The sequence below is a fragment of the Paenibacillus sp. FSL H7-0943 genome (genome assembly GCF_037963265.1).
GTDB classification, from domain to species: domain Bacteria; phylum Bacillota; class Bacilli; order Paenibacillales; family Paenibacillaceae; genus Paenibacillus_AQ; species Paenibacillus_AQ odorifer.
Genome location: NZ_CP150148.1, coordinates 4,761,833 through 4,778,717, shown reverse-complemented (window position 1 = coordinate 4,778,717; position 16,885 = coordinate 4,761,833). Strand labels below are relative to the sequence as shown.

Here is a 16,885-nt window from a genome sequence, read left to right as displayed (position 1 = left end):
TTATGGGTTATTAAGTCTAGCAGTCTGGAAGGGAGCAGGAATGAAGCTATCAAATAATAACCCGGTTCATAGAATTTATCTGTTAAAAGAGGTAGGGAAACGCCAATGCGGCGGCGGTCACATCAGTAAACCCCAAATTGCCCAGTCCCCACTCTTCCTGACACCAATAGAAGCTATCATTCAAATAACCATAGAAGGAGAGACAGTATCTCTTAAAAATGGTGAAATTCTTTTTCTAAGCGCAGGTGCGACATATCAAATTAATGCTCCATTAGAGACTGTTATCTCTGTTCTAGCAATTTCCTATGAGGTATATGGGCTAAGCAATAGCACGGAGCAAGAATTGGTCTATGGACTTTGCCGTGAAATTTTTCCGGTCAATGGGATTTTACCTATACGTACGACGAATAAAATAACCCGCTTATTCAGCGAATTGGAAGACGTTGCTGCCAATAATTTAGAAGCACAGGCAGATAGAATTCAATCCTTGCTGTATCAGCTACATCAACTTGTCGTAGAGGCTGACGCTGAAGCAGACATTACGGATAGTTCATATTTCAGAATGCTCTCTTATATCCACCAGAATTTCCAAAGGGAGATTACGCGGGAGATGATGTCTCGAATAATGGGCTTCAATCCTCGTTATTTCTCAGTATGGTTCCGCAAGCAGACGGGTTGGAGCTTCACCGAATATGTAGCTCATTTAAGAGTAAATAAAGCGAAAAAACACTTGATGTCCAGCAAAGCAACCATACAGGAAATTTCGCAAAAAGTAGGCTATACAGATGGACTATATCTGAGCCGCAAATTCAAGCAAGTCACCGGGATGACCCCAACAGAGTTCCGTTTGCGTCCCAAACCGAAGCGGATAGTAGCGTTGCAATTTTTAGGGGATTTACTTGCGCTGGGTGTGAAGCCTGTCGCAGTTGAAGAAGATGTGATGAATTACTCCTTGCTTTTGCTGCCGGAACTGGCGGGTGTACGATCATTTGAGCTGCAGGGATGTCCGGAGGAAGCGGAATGGCCTGGGCTGGAAGCCGATTTAGTTATTGCACCAACCTATCTGAGCCCCCGTCAGCTTAAATGCATGGAGAAGTTGGGGCCACTAGTTACGGTAGAGTGTGATAAAATGGACCGCCTGGAACAGATTCGTTTGTTCGGCAGACTGCTGGGTGAAGAGGAGCGGGCAGAGGCATGGATAAGGCACTATCATTTGAAAATAGATTTGTCCAAGCAGCGCTTGTCCTCACTAATTGAATCTGGTGAAACGGTAGCGGTGTATGAGATTAGGCAAGATAACAGTATTTATATCTGGAATCATACAGCCCGAGGGGTGTACAATCTGTATCCAATGCTGGGGTTAACTCCACCGGACAAGGTAAGGTCAGATGTTCTGGAGCGGAATGATCATTTATGCATCTCACTGTCGGAAATGCCAATATATGCGGCTGACCATATGTTTGTGGTCGTATCAGGACAAGAGGACTGGATGTCGAAGACGCGTAAACGGATTAGTAAAAGTGCGGTTTGGCGCAATCTTCCAGCATTCAGGAATGGACGCATATATTACCTGAAGCTTGAGGAATTTTGGGGCAGCGAAGGGCTTGCGCTCGAACGCCAATTGGAGATACAGACAGATTTGTTAACCGGCCATAATTTAAGCTGACAATCGTCCATAACAAAATTGATGTATTAGCGTGTATATATGTTTTCCCGCGGAGACGGTATATTAAATAAAGATCTAAATGATATTGATTATCAATATCATGATAATATAAAGTCTCAAGGGGGATTTACATTGTACAAAATAATATCGTTAGGAAAAACAAGCATGATAGCCGTTATGCTTACGCTGGTGCTGCTGTTGAGCGCATGTGGACAAGCAGCTAATCAAGGGAATGCTCCAGCTAGCACGTCGGCTGAAGTGGCTAAAAGCACTAATAATGATTCTGTAGTTGCCAGCTCTGAGCCGGCTGCTGATGCAGAATACTGGACATACGAAAGCGATAAAGGCCCGGTGCAGATCCCGCGCAATCCACAAAGAGTTGTGATCCCGGTACAAGACTTTATTGGTGATCTTCTGACGCTTGGCGTGACGCCCATTGCCGTTGCCGGGAATGACATCCTGAACCATCCATATTTCAAAGAGGCGCTGACAGGTGTAGAAGTTGTAGGCGATGACATGACGGTGTCCCTGGAGAAAATAACGAGTCTCGAACCGGACTTGATTATCACTTATCAGGAAGATACCTATGAGCAAATCTCCAAGATTGCTCCAACGGTCTTTATTCCTTGGGGCAAATACGACTATAAGGAACGATTGATCGAAATCGGGAAAATCTTGAACAAGGAGCAGCAGGCTGTAAAGTGGGTGGAGGATTTCAATCAGAAGCTGGAAGCGAAGAAAGCGGAATTGTCTGATCTGATCGCAGCTGACAAAAAGGTGGCGATCTTTGAAATTGCCGGTAAAGAGCTGTATTTATATGGTTCGTCATATGGGCGTGGTGGAGAGATTATATATAACGGATTGGGGCTGCATGCACCTGATCTTGTCCAAGAGGCAGCCTTTAAAGAAGGCTGGGCTTCCCTCTCACTCGAAGCGTTGCCCGAGTACTTAGGAGAAGCTGATTATATCTTCCAAGGCTTCAGCCGTGGTGTGGAGCAGGATAAGCTGGACATTCTGGACAGTGTCTTCTGGCAAAGCCTACCTGCTGTTAAGGCGGGTCATGTATTCACCTACGATCTTAAAACGTATTATCTCTCCGATGCTTATGCGCTGGACAAGCAACTGGATGAGATAGTTACGTTGCTGAAGTCTCTTCAATAAGTTAATTTCAAAAGAGTATAAGGGGATGTTCACGGAGCTATAGTAGCTCAAGGACATCCCTTTTGCGTGTTCATATTCCAAGTTAAGCGAGGTTATAGATTCCATTTGTTGCATAAAAAAGCGGTGTAGAACAAATAGTATGAGCAGGAGGTGTTAATGATGGATCCCTTTAACTCTACTATTTTGGACGATAATCTTAAAGAGCTTCAAGAAAGGCTTGGCCATAGCCCTGATATTGTTATTCGTAGAATTAAATCCATAACCACACAGGTTGAGGTAGCTGCCGTATATATTGAGGGATTAATAGAAAAATTGAGGGTCAACGAGTTTGTGGAGCATGCGATGTCGTTTGATAAACTAAGTGAAGAACACCCGGTGGTAAAATCCGCTGAAGATATCTTTTTGTATATGAAAGAAGTGGCGAGAGGAATCGGAGAAGAACAGACGCTTGAAGATTGGGATGTGCTTTTTGAGGCTTTATTCTCTGGAGATACCATTCTTTGGGTCAACGGGATAAGGGAAGCTATCAGAGGGAATACAAGCGGCGGTGAGGTTAGAACGGTATCGGACGCTACAACTCAAGTAGCCATTCGTGGCTCCAAGGAAGGTTTCACAGAATCTATTGGGACGAATATCTCTCTAGTGCGCAGGAAAATAAAAAGCCCTAATCTCTGGGTAGAGTCGATGAAGATAGGTGACGTCACGCAAACGAATGTATCTATTATGTATATTCATGGAATCGTCAATGATAATACCTTACAGGAGCTCAGAACTAAGCTGCAAAGCATTGATATAGACGGGATTCTGGAATCTGGATACATTGAGCAATTTTTAGAAGACACTCCCTTTTCCCCATTCCCAACATTATATAATACGGAACGTCCTGACAGTGTTGCAGGAAATCTTTTAGAAGGACGAGTTGCTATTTTTGTGGACGGGACCCCGTTTGTGCTGATTGCACCTACAACCTTTTTTATGTTTTTACATGCCGTAGAAGATTATTACCAGCGTTATGATATTACGACTTTGATCCGATTATTGAGATTTATTTGCCTTGTTATTTCGTTATTTGGCCCAGCACTCTTTATTGCGATTCTAAATTTTCATCAAGAAATGATCCCAACAGCCCTACTTATTAACTTTGCTTCGCAAAGGGAGGGGGTTCCATTTCCGGCTTTTATTGAGGCTATGCTGATGGAATTTACTTTTGAGATTATACGTGAAGCAGGAATTCGTATGCCATCCCCTATAGGTCAAACTGTATCGATCATTGGGGGCTTAGTGTTAGGACAGGCAGCCGTACAAGCCGGTATTGTCTCTCCTGCAATGGTTATTGTAGTTTCACTTACAGGAATATCCAGCTTTGCTACTCCTGCTTTTAATATGGCTCTTTCCATACGCATCTTGCGTTTCATCATTATGTTTATCGCAGCCTTTATGGGGCTTTATGGAATAACGATCTTTACTTTTATTTTGGTTGCTCATATGTGCAGCTTGAAATCGTTGGGTTTTCCATATATGTCTCCGTTTGGTCCTTTTATCGCTGAGAATCAGAAGGACGCGATCTTGCGTGTGCCCTTGAAATATATGAAAACTCGGCCGCGTCTTATTAGCCAAAAAAATAATACTCGACTTAAGGTGAATGATGGAAAGCCGGGGAGTGGCAAATGAAGGTCGGATGGATGATGCGTTCATTTATTTGTATATGCTGCTTAATGTTGCTGACAAGCTGCTGGAACAGTCGGGAGTTAAACAATTTAGGCATTGTGACCGGTATAGGTGTGGATAAAGTGCCGAATAAAGAGGAATATCATGTTACTTTTCAGATTGTGAATCCATCCTCAACAGCCACAAGTGCAGGAGCTAGCACCGGACAACCCACGGTCACTATTTATTCTTCTACGGACCGTACGATCTTTGGTGCTTTTCGCAAGACTTCAAAAAAGGCGGCAAGACAGATGTTTTTTGCACACACGCAGCTATTAGTTTTAGGCGAATCTACAGTGAAGAGCGGTATTGATGGGATTTTTGACATCTTTGAAAGGTCCCATGAGCTGCGGCTCAACACGAATGTTATTGTAGCCAGAGATACGGAAGCATCCTCTATTCTGAAACTATTGCTTCCCGTAGAAAGCCTGCCTGCAATTGGGATTATTAAAAAGAGTAAAAATACCGCTAGAATATATGGAGAAAGCCGGGATATCAATGTTTTTGAGCTAATTAATGGTATCAGTGGGGAAGGGTCAGTGGTGATATCCGGAGCCAGAATTCTTGGAGACGCTGAAGAAGGAACTAAAAAATCCGGGATGGAGCAAACTCAAGTAAAAGCACTTGTCACAATGAGCGGGCTAAGCGTATTGAAAAAAGGGGTTCTTCAGGGATGGCTGGATGGACCTCTTGCCCGGGGGGCACTGTGGGTACAGAACGAGATTAATGAAACCAGTATTAATGTAGATTCAGATGAGGCTAAAGATTCGATAGCTGTGAACATTAATTATTCAAAAACAAAAATTAAGATTGAACTCCGCAATAAAATACCCGTCATTCATGTGAATGTTGTGGAAGAGGGGACACTTAATGAGACTCAGAGTTATATTGAGCTAAGTGATAGAGAGGTAATCGTTCAATTGGAACAACAAGTGGCTCTTAAAACTAAACAGGAAATAACCCAAGCCTTACAGGCTGCTCAAACTATGAAATGCGATATTTTCAATTTTGGGAATGAACTGAAGCGCACAAATCCAAAAGCATGGGAGACTGTTAAGGACGATTGGGAGTCAGTGTTCGCGGAAGCGGAAGTCGACGTTTCTGTGGAGGCATATATTCGCAGTGTAGGAATGAGATTAGAGCCGCAATTGTTAAAGGAAAAATGACAGGGTTTAGTTGAGAAAGGTGGGAGAAGGCCACTTTATGAAAAAAGAAACCATCAGCGCGAGTCAATTATTTGCTTTGATTTTTTTGTTTGAATTGGGAACGGCCCTTGTGGTACCGATTGGACTTGAAAGTGGCCATGCTGTCTGGATTGCTATTCTGTTAGCTTTGCCCGGTGGACTTCTTTTGTATTTGATTTATGTTTATTTATACCGGCAATATCCGGGCATGATTATTAGCGGGTATACAAGAAAGATACTGGGCAATGTTATAGGCTGGCCGTTAAGCTTAACATACATTCCAATCCTTCTCTTCAATGGCTCCCGAAATCTGCATGAATCAGGTGAGTTGTTAATAGCTGCTTCTTACGACAGAACACCCGTGTTCATCATTTATGCAATGATGGTTGTTGCGGTAATTTACATCTTAAACAAGGGGATTGAGGTGTTTGCGCGGACAGCTGAGATTTATATGCTGATTATAATATTGTTGGGCTTGACCAGTTGCTTTTTGGTTATTGCCGCCGGACTTGTAAAACTAGATAACTTGTTTCCGTTACAGGCCTCGGATTGGAAGAATGCATTAAAATCAGCCTATCTGAATATATGGCTATTTCCGTTCGGGGAGATGGTATGTTTCACTACGATTTTACCTCATATCAAAAAAACCAAGGTAGCAAAAAGAACCGGAATCATCGCAATGACTTTATGCGGATTATTACTCAGTTTTACCCATGCCATCGAAATATCCGTTCTAGGAACAGAAATCTACAGTAGAGCCAATTTTCCGATGTTCACTACGATAACGTTAGTAAACCTGGCTAATTTCATTCAACGTTTGGACGCGCTTGTGCTCTTAACCTTAATCATTGGAGTATTTTTTAAAATGTCAGTATATTGCTATGCTGCAATGGTAGTCACTGCAGATCTATTCAAGGTGCAAGACAGCAGGAAGCTCGCTGTTCCCGTTGGTATTGTTGTTTTGTTCGGGGCTTTTATTAGTTCAGCGAATTATCCGATACATATGGACGAAGGAAGGATATTTCTGAAATATATTTTGCCGTATTTCTGTGCCGCTGTACCTATTCTCTTGTTTATCGTTCATTACATCCGCAGAAAATTAGGAAGCATAGGTTAGTTTATTTTATTTGATGGATTTATTGCTCCTATTTCGGATAGAGGATGTAATTGTATTAACAAAAGGTAAGGAGATAAAAACGAGCATAGTTATTGATTCCTGTATGCTTGTAGCTGCAAAGGAGTCATAGATCGTCCGCATTGAAGTGGTGAGGGTTTCTCCTGATAAAAGGTCGATGATTACTGCCATCAGCAACCCCATAAAAGCAAGCATGAAATATAGTGATAGTAATTTCATAATGATCAACTCCATTTGCTAGATTAATCTTAGGCTAAATGTATTATTACCTCTTGAGTGTTTTTGTAGTCAAAAGAAATAACAAATCCCCTACAGCTCCAACGTTGTTGGAAGCAGTAGGGGATTCTAATTTAAGCGCATTTTATTGTGTAAGCCAAGCAGCCAGCTCTTCGGTCTGGGATAACACGGCAATTGGATCATAGTACCAGGACCGTTCTTCTTTCCATACATAGAGATGGCCATTTTTGACAGCGGGTAGGCTACTCCAGATTGGATCAGCTTTGTAATCAGCTTCTGTACGGTTATTGGAAGTTAAGATAATATAATCTCCTGCGTATTTAGCGAGTGCCTCTGTAGAGATTTCCGCCCATTGCTTCTCCATAATTTCTGCGGCCACAGCTGTAGGGGGCTTGCGACCCAGCGCCTGATAGACAGGCTGTCCGCCTCGGCCAAAGTTATCGCCATAGGCCCAAATGGATTTGCCGCCGTCTTCCATGATGGAAAACGTTGCATCTGCAGGGAGTACTTTGTCTACTTTGGCTTTAGCTTCAGCTATCCGTTTGTCGTAATCTGCAAGCCAGCTTTTGGCTTCCTCTTCTTTACCAAGGAGTTCTCCGAAATAGGTTAATTCGGCATGAGCATCTTTCAGATCACCATATGGCACAACGATGGTTGGAGCAATTTTGCTTAGTGCTTCATAGCTTTCAGCTTGTCCAGAAATAATCAAATCAGGATTAAGTGCGATGATTTTTTCAGGTGACATTTTGCCGTAAGTTCCAGTGTCTGCAACTCCAGTAAGTGCCTCCTTAAAATACATATTCTCCAGTGTTAATCCGGGAGCACCAACAGGGATGGTATCTAGCGCAATCAGACTGCCCAGATATTCCTCAGCGACAATCCTTTTAGGTTGAACAGGAATTTCAATATCACCATTTATAGTAGTGACCTTTTTTAGAGCAGCTGTTTCCGTAGTTTCTGTTGGTTGACTAGTTTCGGTAGGTGCTGTAGTAGCCGATGATGTGTTGCTGGTGTTACTGCCAGTATTCCCCACAGAATTATTGGAATTCCCGCAAGCTGATACGACTAGAATTAATGCCAGCATGAGGGGAAAAAGAAGCCAATGGGATTGTTTGGTGCTATTTTTTCCTGGATTATGCAATTTGTTGTTCCTCCTATGTATATTGATTATCATTCTCAATAAGAACTTTACAAGCTTCACCGGGTATTTACTATGGACGGATATGATCTCAGCTTATGCAAATTTATGATGTCATTACCCGTAGCAATTCTTGAAGCTGTGCCTGTGAGGACAGTGGGTCAAATCCGTAGAACATATCACCTTGGTTCAGAATATATACCCGTCCGTTACGTACTGCATCTAATTGCTTCCAGGCTTTAGAATGTAGTAGGCGAGTAAAACGTTGTCTTCCCTCAGATGATGAAGGGATGCTGGTGATAATAATATGGTCAGCAGGGAACGATACGATATCCTCAATGGATGCCTCTAAGTACCCGGAATCTGTGATCCCTTTTTCAATAATTACGGAGGGGGGCTTGAAGCCAAGATCACCGTATAGAATTTGGCAACCTCTGCCGAAGCTGCTACTGAAACAGTAGGCGGATCGGGAGCTAACCTCCCACACGATAGCCGTACCTCTCTCCATTCCTATTGCATGGTTTAATAACCCGTTGGCGGTAAGACAAAGTCTGTCATAATGACTTAACCATTGTTCAGCACGCTGTCGTCGATTCACAACCTCGGCAATCAGAGCAAATTGCTCTCGCCAACTCATTTGCATAAAGGGCAGCTCAATAACCGGAGCAACAGGAGTCAGAATCTTATTGTCGGGTAGACTGTAGCCGATAATGACGTCTGGTTTTACCGCAGCTACTGAGTCATAGAGTAATGAAAATTTACCTTCGCTCATTTGAAGCTGCTTGGAAGCGGGAACTTGTTCCAAGCTATGCTGCCATTCGGAATAAACCCCGAGTTGAGGCATGATTTCCAGTACTCGCAGGCTAGCGGTGTGATTATAGTTCAAGGCAACGACCCGTTTATTCTTATTCTGGTAGGCTTTAGGTGAAACGCCAACAAGCTGCTTGAATTTTCGGCTCAAATAAGTTCCCTCTTCGTAACCAACCTCATGTGCCAAAGTAGTCAGATTGGGGGAACTGGTGAGAATTCGTTGCTGGGCTTTTCGGATTCTTAATAGTGTAATATAAGCACTGAAGGATAGACCTATTGATTTGCGAAAGGCTCGCGAAAAGTGCTCAGGGCTCACTTCAGCTAAAGCAGCCATTTGATCCCGTGTGATATCTTCATTGTAATGAGCTTCTATATACTCCGTCACTTGCTCCATCCAACTGCTTGATCTTTCTTTACGGGATGTCAGTTCACTATGAAGCTCCACTAGGAACTGGGTGAATAGCTGCTGGACCCTAAACGGCTTTTGCTTATCAGCGTCTATCCAAGCACTGTAAAGCTCACCTGCCAAGGCTGTCAAACGTGTAGAGGCATGGTGGACAGGGGAGTTGTCATTTATAAAAATGTCCTCATCTTTACTCTGGGGTATACAGGAATACTCCATCCATATCCCCTTTAACTGTAATTCAGGTTCCATCTTCAATAAAGAAGAACTACTAAGGGCTATTAAGCTTCCGGCCATGACCTTGTGTAGCTTACCGTCTATTTCAAGAAAACCTTTCCCATCCCAGATCATCATAAGGCTGGAATTAGTAGAAGAAATGTTTGAGGCTGTGTAGTTGGTTATTCCCGATAAGCTGATGACCCGAAGGGGCATATAAAAAGGATGGGATGAATAAGGCATCCCGTCGGATTGGATCTGCATGTAGTAATCCCCTTCTTTTCATTGATAATCATTCTCATTTATAGTATAACAGTCTTTCTTACTATTGACTATAATGATGCTTATGATAGTGTTTAAAATAATCCACGAACGGAATAGGGTTAGCTGATAAGAAGGGGTTGAAGTCATCCATGACGACCTGGAATTTACAAGGAACTGTAAGTCACTTATTAATATGTAACGGTAGCAGCTGCAAGAAACACAAAGGTGAAGAGGTAGCTGAAGCGATAGAAGATGAGATTGAGAAGCAGGGCGCACAAAGTCTTATACATACGACTGTGACCCGTTGTAATGGAAGATGTTCAGATGCTTGTGTGGTGATCGCTTATCCCGAAGGTGTGTGGTACAAAGAGATTACACCTAAGCTGGCGAAATCATTAGTGCGGAAACATTTGCAGGGGGAGAAGCTTGAAGATCACGTGTTATACACCTATGATGGACAATTGATTGCTTCAAATGAAAAGGACGCTAAAGGGAAAAAGAAAAAATAGCAAGGCTTGGGAGTACCTTTTAGTTGCGGTTCTAACCCTGTACAGAGGAATATCTCGTGCAGGGTTATTTATTTATAAACAGGGGAGGATTATGATTGAATCGGATCATGACCAGACTCGTAATAGGACTGTGTGCTTAATTAAGGGAATCAAATTTGACTTGCAGGGCTAACGTTGACTATGCTATTAAAAAGTGAATGAAATAACACAGAATATATGATGGTTTATAGGGGAGAGGGTACGATGGAGAGGCTGCAGGTGTGGCCAGAGAAGTTCAAAAGATTTTTTCTGAATAATAAATTTGTAGTAGTGCTGCTCATTATGCTGCTGGTTGGAATTAATATTCTGGTATTCTCCAAAATACCGTTTATTTTTAAGCCGATATCAGTATTGCTGCACACCGTGGCCGCACCATTATTACTGGCAGGTATAGCTTATTATTTGCTGAATCCGTTGGTAGATCGGATGGAGAAAAGATCCCGAATAAAACGTGTATATGCAATAATCATCCTATATTTGTTGATTGCTGGTATCATCACGCTGGTTTTGTTTATGGTCATTCCAATTATACGGACTCAGCTATCAGGTTTGATCGACAATTTCCCAAGGTATAGTGAATTAATTCAAGAACGGTTTATGGATCTGACCGGAACGGAGTTCTTTGGGCAAGTTCAAGATAGTATCGGAACGAACCTTAGTGAGATAACATCTAAGATAACAGCGTGGGGCAGTTCTTTTCTGAATAATGCCTTGACGGGTGTTGGCAGCTTTGTAGGAGCCCTTACAGAGATTGTCTTGGCGGTTGTAACGACGCCATTTATTTTGTTCTACTTGCTTCGCGATGGAAAAAAATTGCCGGATTATATTCTGAAGTTTGTACCTACTTCTCTGCAGCCGCAGACTCGTATGGTCATGTCGGAGATGAACAGTCAGGTATCCTCTTACATACGCGGGCAAATTATAGTCAGCTGCTGTATTGGTCTGCTGCTCTATATTGGTTATTTAATCATTGGTTTGGAGTACTCTCTGGTTCTGGCTATTGCTGCTGCTTGTACAGCAGTTGTTCCTTATCTGGGCCCGGCAATCGCGATTACACCTGCCCTAATTGTGGCGATGGTCACTTCTCCATTTATGCTGCTGAAGATGATTATCGTGTGGACGGCTGTTCAGCTGATTGAAGGAAAATTCATCTCACCACAGATCATGGGCAAGACGTTGAAGATTCATCCGATAACCATTATTTTTGTAATTATATTCGCAGGTAAAATGTTTGGGATTCTGGGGATTATCCTTGCAGTTCCGGGTTATGCGGTACTTAAGGTGGTATTTACACATCTTTTTGAATGGTTCCGGTTTCGATCGGGCTTATATAAACAGATTGAAGAGAATAAGGAATAATGTGGAAGGGTGAAATGTAATGGGAGCACCAATAGCAGTAACCTCTTATGGTAAGCTTCAGGGAATACAGGAGGGGGAAGTGAACATTTGGCGCGGGATCCCTTTTGCAGCTCCACCTGTTGGAGAACTTCGGTTTCGTGCACCACAGCCACCAGAAGCCTGGGATGGGATTAGAGATGCTTCTGAATTTGGTCCAGTTAGTCATCAGCCAGCGGATACGAGAGGTACTCGGTTCGGTGGCAAGACGCCGCTTCATTCCGAGGATTGTCTGTATTTAAATATTTGGGCGCCAGCAGTTCATGATGAGCCCCTGCCTGTTATGTTCTGGATTCACGGGGGGACGTTTGTGACCGGGGCTGGAAGTCAGGCGCAGTTTGACGGCACAAGCTTCGCTGAGCGCGGCAAAGTAATTTTAGTGACCATTAACTATCGGCTGGGTCCATTTGGATTCATGAATTTGTCTCCATTTGGCCATGGGCTTGCTTCTAATCAAGGATTATTGGATCAAATTGCCGCGCTGGAATGGGTAAAACTGAATATTGCTGCTTTTGGCGGGGACCCGCAGCGGGTAACTGTATTCGGAGAGTCAGCAGGGAGTATGAGTATCGCAGCCCTTTTGGCTATGCCAGCAGCGAAGGGGTTGTTCGCTGGCGCGATTATGCAAAGTGGGGCTGCTCAGACGCTGCCTAACGAGCAAGGAAAGTACATTGCAGCTGCACTGCTAGCTGAATTAGGGATTGCCCCAGATGGAGATGCCAGTCTTCTGCAAACATTTTCTTCTGAACAAATTATCGATGCAGCCGCAAGAATGACTAAAAAGTTAACGGGTGGCTCAATTGGCATGTTATTTCAGCCTGTCATTGATGGGGATACACTTCCTGTAGAACCTGCACAGGCTGTGGCAGAAGGATCGGCACATGGTATTCCGCTATTGATCGGAACCAATCGTGATGAGGGCAACTTGTTCTTCAGAGAAGAATCACCTGAGGCAGACTTTGACGAATCACTCAAGGCGCTGGAGCAGATGATGGGTACTGGGAGTCTGAAAGAGATTGCTAACCATTATTCTTCCACCTGGGAAGGACAAGCCGAAATTCTAACGGATCTTTACTTCTGGGCAACCTCGGTGTCTCTGGCGGAAAACCAATTGAATTATGCACCTGTCTGGATGTACCGTTTTGACGGCACGATCCCAGGTCATCCTTTGTTAAATAAAGCTGTGCATAGTGCAGAAATCGTTTATGCCTTTAATAATCTATCTCATCTAACCCATCTTAGGGCAGAAATTAATCCAACGATGCAGAAGTTGGCTGAAGTTATGCATGACGCTTGGATTGCTTTCGCTCATCAAGGAAATCCGGCTACAGCTGCGAGGTTATGGCCGAAATATAATCTGGAGGAACGGGCTACCTTGATCTTTGATGAAGATACGCATGTAGCTTATGATCCTGAATCAGAGAAACGCAAAAGAATTGTCACTATGCTGGCTTAAGAAGATAGAGAGGCTGAATAAAGATGCAGGTAGAAGGCTTTAACCATGTGACCGTAAATGTCAGTAATTTAGCAAATTCCCTGAATTTCTACACAGGAATTCTGGGCCTTCAGCTAGTTCATAGAGGTAAAACTGATGCTTATCTGGAATGGGGAAGTGCCTGGATATGTCTTCTTGAAAAGCCTGATTATATGGCGATTGCAAATAATGTGGTTGGGATAGACCATATCGCTTTTAGTATTGCAGAGGAACATTTTGAAGAAGCCGTCCAAGGATTGCAAACCCAGAATGTGCCCATAATTAGAGGGCCGATCAAACGGGGAATAGGCTGGACGGTCAATTTTCTAGATCCAGATGGTATACAGCTGGAGCTGCATACCTCGAATCTGCGGGAACGAATGAGTGTTTGGAACACTGCTACCGAATAAAGATGGGTGTCCTATCAGCCTAAACGGCTAATGGGACACCCATTTTTTTAACGACCTAAATATTCTTTGATTCCTAAAACTACTGCTTCGGCTATTTTATTTTGGATGTCCGGGGTAAACAGCAATGCTTCATCCTTGGTATTGCTTAAGTAACCACATTCTAATAATATTGCTGGCATTTTGGTTTCTCTTGTTACATGATAGTTTGCTTGACGAACCCCTCGGTCCTGCAGTCCTGTAGCAACTGCGAGGTATTTGTGAACGGTTTGAGCGAATAATAAGCTATCATTGCGTGTGTAATAGGTCTCTGTGCCACTAGGGTTACTTTTACTGCCCGCCGGAATACTATTGGCATGAACAGAGATAAATAGATCGGCTTTTACATTGTTGGCGAGGTTAGATCTGTCCTGTAGAGTTGGGTATGTATCGCCACTGCGCGTGAGTATAACCTCGATATTTGGTTCTTTCTTTAGTAATTCTGCAATTTTCAGTGCTGTCGGCAAGGTGAAATCTTTCTCTTTAAGCTTGTTAACACTTGAACTCCCTGGATCTTTCCCACCATGTCCTGCATCGATGACGATTATCTTCTTGTCTGTGTTGCCGGTAGAAGGTGGAGGAGTTGTAACCGGTACTTCTGGTAAGGTGGTTTCAGGAAGCGTAACGCTAGTCCCATTAAGATCCACAATAATAAGTCCATCATTAGCATTTATCAGACTGTAGCTATTAGCGCTGTTTAGATCAATGACGATCCGAATGGTAGATGGGGAACTGCTGAACAATGAATAGCGAACGGCAGAGACATTAGGATAGTCAGTAACCGTTAACTGTCCGCTTTGGTTCTTTCCTACGGACAGATTCTGATGGAAGTCGGTTCCAAAGCCAGTATTCGGTAAATCCACGACAATTCGGTCTTTGTCTGTCATAGTGAACACGGTAGGTTTTATACTGCCGTTCACTGCAATAACCAGCTGGTTATCGATGAAGCTAAGATTGGTGACTGTAGCTACTGAGCTATTCCCTTCAGTTGCTGTATTCCCGTTTGATCCGTTGTCTGAAGGTGCTGTTGGAGTGGGTTGTGGAACCGTAATTTCCGGATCGCTTCCCCCAATCTCAGGTACTGGAGAGGTTAAATATACGGTTTTGGTTACATTGTCCCAACCGACAGTAGTTCCTGTCTGTTCCCCAACAAATCTTAAAGGAACAAGGGTTGTGCTGCCACTGAGAAACGGAGGATTGTCCAGTTTGACTTGTTTCCCTGAAGCTTCTGCCATCGTATTATCCACGATCAGCTTTAAAGTAGTTCCCTTTTGCTCAATGATCGCCGTCTTGGTCACATTATCCCATTTCACGGTATAACCAAGCTGTTCCGCAACAACACGAAGAGGAACCATTACACTGCCATTTACAATTTGTACCTGTGCTTCTTTTGAAATCTTAAGATCGTTGCCGTCTAGGTTGATGTGTGTTTCCGCAGAGCCGGCATAACCAGTTCCTGGATGAACCAGCACCAACAAAAGCAGCAGTAACGCCAAAAAACCAAACTTTTTCATCTGCAATCCCTACCATCCCCGTTTATTGGTCTCTAGCAATTCTTACTTTTTCTTCCTTTGATGCCGTTTAAGGCTCGTATAAAGTATAAACGACAATAGTTTCCAAAAGTTGCGCTCTACAACAGATAAAAAGGAAAATTTTCGGTATAAAAATAGAAAAAGAGCCTTCCCAAACATTTGGGATAGCTCTCATTTGCTAGAGAGATTTTATTTTAACGATGTATAACCTGTTTTCTCTACCAATTTCTGACCTTGAGCAGATTGAATCCAATCCAGAAAGGGCTGAATATTAGGGTTGTCGCTTCCCGCGGTCACTGCATAAAATTCTGTTGCCAAAGGGTACTGTCCACTACGAATACTTTCCTTGTCTGGTTGAATACCATCGATGGCCAGCAGGGCTATTTCCCCGTTTCGATTCATTTCTGAGGCGTAAAATAAGAAGCTGTAGCCCAGTGCATTTTTATAGTTGCGATAGCTGGAGGTTTGTTGAATGATACCGCTCATAATATCCGCTACGTCTTCTTGAGGCGGCTTCATGAGTGGAGTGTCCTTCATAAACTTTTGCAACATCGTTTGGCTTCCGCTATCTTCAGGTCGTTGAAAAGCACGGATTCGGTTATTAGCTCCGCCTACATCTTTCCAATTTGTGACCTTGCCTGCGTAAATATCTTTAAGTTGAGCGGTGGAAAGTCCGGTTACGTCGTTTCGTTTGTTTACAAAAAATACGAAGGCCTCGCGGCCGATCGGCGTAAGCTTCAGTTCGACACCTTTTCTTTTAGCTTCTTTTTGTTGTGCAATTGACGGAGCCGCTACAAATATAATATCGGTTTCTCCTTCAATTAATCTCTTGTAAGCTTCAGGCGTGCTGCTGCAAATTACTTGACTTGCTTGAAAATCATACGGATTATAATAACCCTCAGGATAAGTAGATTGAACGAAAGCTGAATACAGTGGATAAAGTGCGGTTGCGCCGTCCAATCTTGGAAGATCGCTATCGATATGATAGGAAGAAGGCTCGTCCAGATTCACTGCTTTGGTCTTCTCAGCAAAGGGTTCATACTGTAGCAGATTAACCTCCCGATCATCGACAGTGGCAATTCTGTTGACGTACGCTTGCTTGATCTCATATCCTGCGGTCGCGAGCAGACTAAGTCCGAGGATAGATAACAATACAATATTGCTTGTTCTTCGGGACAACACATTAAATATGATGAGTACAACATAGATGGCTAATACGATCGCTAAGATCGCCACAAGTGGGGTATAAAACAGCAGTCCTCCGTAAAGCGCAGTAATTATAGCACCTATGAATCCTAAAAAAGCTATTCCTCCAACGGCAAAAATGGAGAACAATAATTTCGTCCAGAATGCTTCTTTCATAACAACCTCCTCGACATGATTACTAAACTATGGAAAAATCAACATAATTTCATTATACAGAAGTTTTTTGGATGAAGCAGTAGAACAATTACGAACAAACATGTAATAAAATGCTGCGAAACATGAAAGTAATGTGTACATTTTCATAAAGTACTGGACGAATGGCTTGAAGAGGTTTATTCTGAGATTGTGAAAAAAACAACGGAA

Annotated in this window: 14 protein-coding genes; 9 read left to right on the top strand and 5 right to left on the bottom strand. The window is 43.1% G+C overall.

Features of this window, described 5'->3' with window-relative positions; translation table 11 throughout:
- Window positions 1-40: 40 nt before the first annotated feature.
- The 5 genes from NSQ55_RS20975 to NSQ55_RS20955 all read left to right on the top strand — a co-directional run bounded on the left by NSQ55_RS20975 (window position 41) and on the right by NSQ55_RS20955 (window position 6,835).
- The gene (locus NSQ55_RS20975; RefSeq protein WP_339168925.1) at window positions 41-1,666 is read left to right on the top strand and encodes a helix-turn-helix domain-containing protein; all 1,626 of its coding nucleotides are present in this window, start codon (window positions 41-43) and stop codon (window positions 1,664-1,666) included.
- A 132-nt stretch (window positions 1,667-1,798) separates the two neighbouring features.
- Window positions 1,799-2,827, top strand: a complete 1,029-nt coding sequence (locus NSQ55_RS20970) for an iron-hydroxamate ABC transporter substrate-binding protein (RefSeq protein ID WP_248548462.1) — start codon at window positions 1,799-1,801, stop codon at window positions 2,825-2,827.
- 156 nt (window positions 2,828-2,983) lie between these two features.
- Window positions 2,984-4,498, top strand: coding sequence for a spore germination protein (locus NSQ55_RS20965; RefSeq protein WP_139329852.1), 1,515 nt, complete (start codon window positions 2,984-2,986; stop codon window positions 4,496-4,498).
- Window positions 4,495-5,700 carry a Ger(x)C family spore germination protein gene (locus NSQ55_RS20960; RefSeq protein ID WP_339168922.1) on the top strand — a complete coding sequence of 402 codons (1,206 nt, stop codon included), beginning with the start codon at window positions 4,495-4,497 and terminating at the stop codon, window positions 5,698-5,700. The genes NSQ55_RS20965 and NSQ55_RS20960 overlap by 4 nt, the downstream gene beginning before the upstream one ends.
- 37 nt (window positions 5,701-5,737) lie before the next feature.
- Entirely contained in the window at window positions 5,738-6,835 is a 1,098-nt protein-coding gene (locus tag NSQ55_RS20955; protein WP_339168920.1) for a GerAB/ArcD/ProY family transporter, read from the top strand.
- Window positions 6,836-6,841: 6 nt separating this feature from the next.
- Here NSQ55_RS20955 and NSQ55_RS20950 read toward each other — a convergent pair whose 3' ends face one another.
- The 3 genes from NSQ55_RS20950 to NSQ55_RS20940 form a co-directional block, all read right to left on the bottom strand.
- Window positions 6,842-7,072: a hypothetical protein gene (locus NSQ55_RS20950; RefSeq protein WP_076220622.1), complete on the bottom strand. Its 231-nt coding sequence runs from the start codon at window positions 7,070-7,072 to the stop codon at window positions 6,842-6,844.
- Window positions 7,073-7,214: 142 nt separating this feature from the next.
- Window positions 7,215-8,231: an ABC transporter substrate-binding protein gene (locus NSQ55_RS20945; protein ID WP_339168917.1), complete on the bottom strand. Its 1,017-nt coding sequence runs from the start codon at window positions 8,229-8,231 to the stop codon at window positions 7,215-7,217.
- A gap of 103 nt (window positions 8,232-8,334) precedes the next feature.
- Window positions 8,335-9,921 carry an AraC family transcriptional regulator gene (locus tag NSQ55_RS20940; protein ID WP_339168915.1) on the bottom strand — a complete coding sequence of 529 codons (1,587 nt, stop codon included), beginning with the start codon at window positions 9,919-9,921 and terminating at the stop codon, window positions 8,335-8,337.
- A 149-nt stretch (window positions 9,922-10,070) separates the two neighbouring features.
- On the opposite strand from NSQ55_RS20940, the gene NSQ55_RS20935 reads away from it, so the two are divergent.
- From NSQ55_RS20935 to NSQ55_RS20920, 4 genes are all read left to right on the top strand, one after another.
- Window positions 10,071-10,430: a (2Fe-2S) ferredoxin domain-containing protein gene (locus NSQ55_RS20935; protein WP_076184074.1), complete on the top strand. Its 360-nt coding sequence runs from the start codon at window positions 10,071-10,073 to the stop codon at window positions 10,428-10,430.
- Between the two features lie 243 nt (window positions 10,431-10,673).
- Entirely contained in the window at window positions 10,674-11,828 is a 1,155-nt protein-coding gene (locus NSQ55_RS20930) for an AI-2E family transporter (protein WP_339168913.1), read from the top strand.
- A 19-nt stretch (window positions 11,829-11,847) separates the two neighbouring features.
- Window positions 11,848-13,320 carry a carboxylesterase/lipase family protein gene (locus tag NSQ55_RS20925; protein ID WP_339168912.1) on the top strand — a complete coding sequence of 491 codons (1,473 nt, stop codon included), beginning with the start codon at window positions 11,848-11,850 and terminating at the stop codon, window positions 13,318-13,320.
- Between the two features lie 23 nt (window positions 13,321-13,343).
- Window positions 13,344-13,748 (top strand): VOC family protein, encoded by a 405-nt coding sequence (locus NSQ55_RS20920; protein WP_076306175.1) that lies wholly within the window; start codon window positions 13,344-13,346, stop codon window positions 13,746-13,748.
- A 47-nt stretch (window positions 13,749-13,795) separates the two neighbouring features.
- Here NSQ55_RS20920 and NSQ55_RS20915 read toward each other — a convergent pair whose 3' ends face one another.
- Both NSQ55_RS20915 and NSQ55_RS20910 read right to left on the bottom strand, forming a co-directional pair.
- Window positions 13,796-15,298, bottom strand: coding sequence for an N-acetylmuramoyl-L-alanine amidase family protein (locus tag NSQ55_RS20915; RefSeq protein WP_076308428.1), 1,503 nt, complete (start codon window positions 15,296-15,298; stop codon window positions 13,796-13,798).
- 207 nt (window positions 15,299-15,505) lie between these two features.
- Window positions 15,506-16,678, bottom strand: coding sequence for a substrate-binding domain-containing protein (locus tag NSQ55_RS20910; protein WP_076192262.1), 1,173 nt, complete (start codon window positions 16,676-16,678; stop codon window positions 15,506-15,508).
- Between the last annotated feature and the right edge of the window lie 207 nt (window positions 16,679-16,885).

Coding starts and splice junctions, on each gene's coding strand:
- NSQ55_RS20955 (WP_339168920.1), top strand. CDS start 5,738: ATGAAAAAAGAAACCATCAGCGCGAGTCAATTATTTGCTTTGATTTTT.
- NSQ55_RS20975 (WP_339168925.1), top strand. CDS start 41: ATGAAGCTATCAAATAATAACCCGGTTCATAGAATTTATCTGTTAAAA.
- NSQ55_RS20915 (WP_076308428.1), bottom strand. CDS start 15,298: ATGAAAAAGTTTGGTTTTTTGGCGTTACTGCTGCTTTTGTTGGTGCTG.
- NSQ55_RS20940 (WP_339168915.1), bottom strand. CDS start 9,921: ATGCAGATCCAATCCGACGGGATGCCTTATTCATCCCATCCTTTTTAT.
- NSQ55_RS20925 (WP_339168912.1), top strand. CDS start 11,848: ATGGGAGCACCAATAGCAGTAACCTCTTATGGTAAGCTTCAGGGAATA.
- NSQ55_RS20930 (WP_339168913.1), top strand. CDS start 10,674: ATGGAGAGGCTGCAGGTGTGGCCAGAGAAGTTCAAAAGATTTTTTCTG.
- NSQ55_RS20950 (WP_076220622.1), bottom strand. CDS start 7,072: ATGAAATTACTATCACTATATTTCATGCTTGCTTTTATGGGGTTGCTG.
- NSQ55_RS20935 (WP_076184074.1), top strand. CDS start 10,071: ATGACGACCTGGAATTTACAAGGAACTGTAAGTCACTTATTAATATGT.
- NSQ55_RS20965 (WP_139329852.1), top strand. CDS start 2,984: ATGATGGATCCCTTTAACTCTACTATTTTGGACGATAATCTTAAAGAG.
- NSQ55_RS20920 (WP_076306175.1), top strand. CDS start 13,344: ATGCAGGTAGAAGGCTTTAACCATGTGACCGTAAATGTCAGTAATTTA.
- NSQ55_RS20910 (WP_076192262.1), bottom strand. CDS start 16,678: ATGAAAGAAGCATTCTGGACGAAATTATTGTTCTCCATTTTTGCCGTT.
- NSQ55_RS20960 (WP_339168922.1), top strand. CDS start 4,495: ATGAAGGTCGGATGGATGATGCGTTCATTTATTTGTATATGCTGCTTA.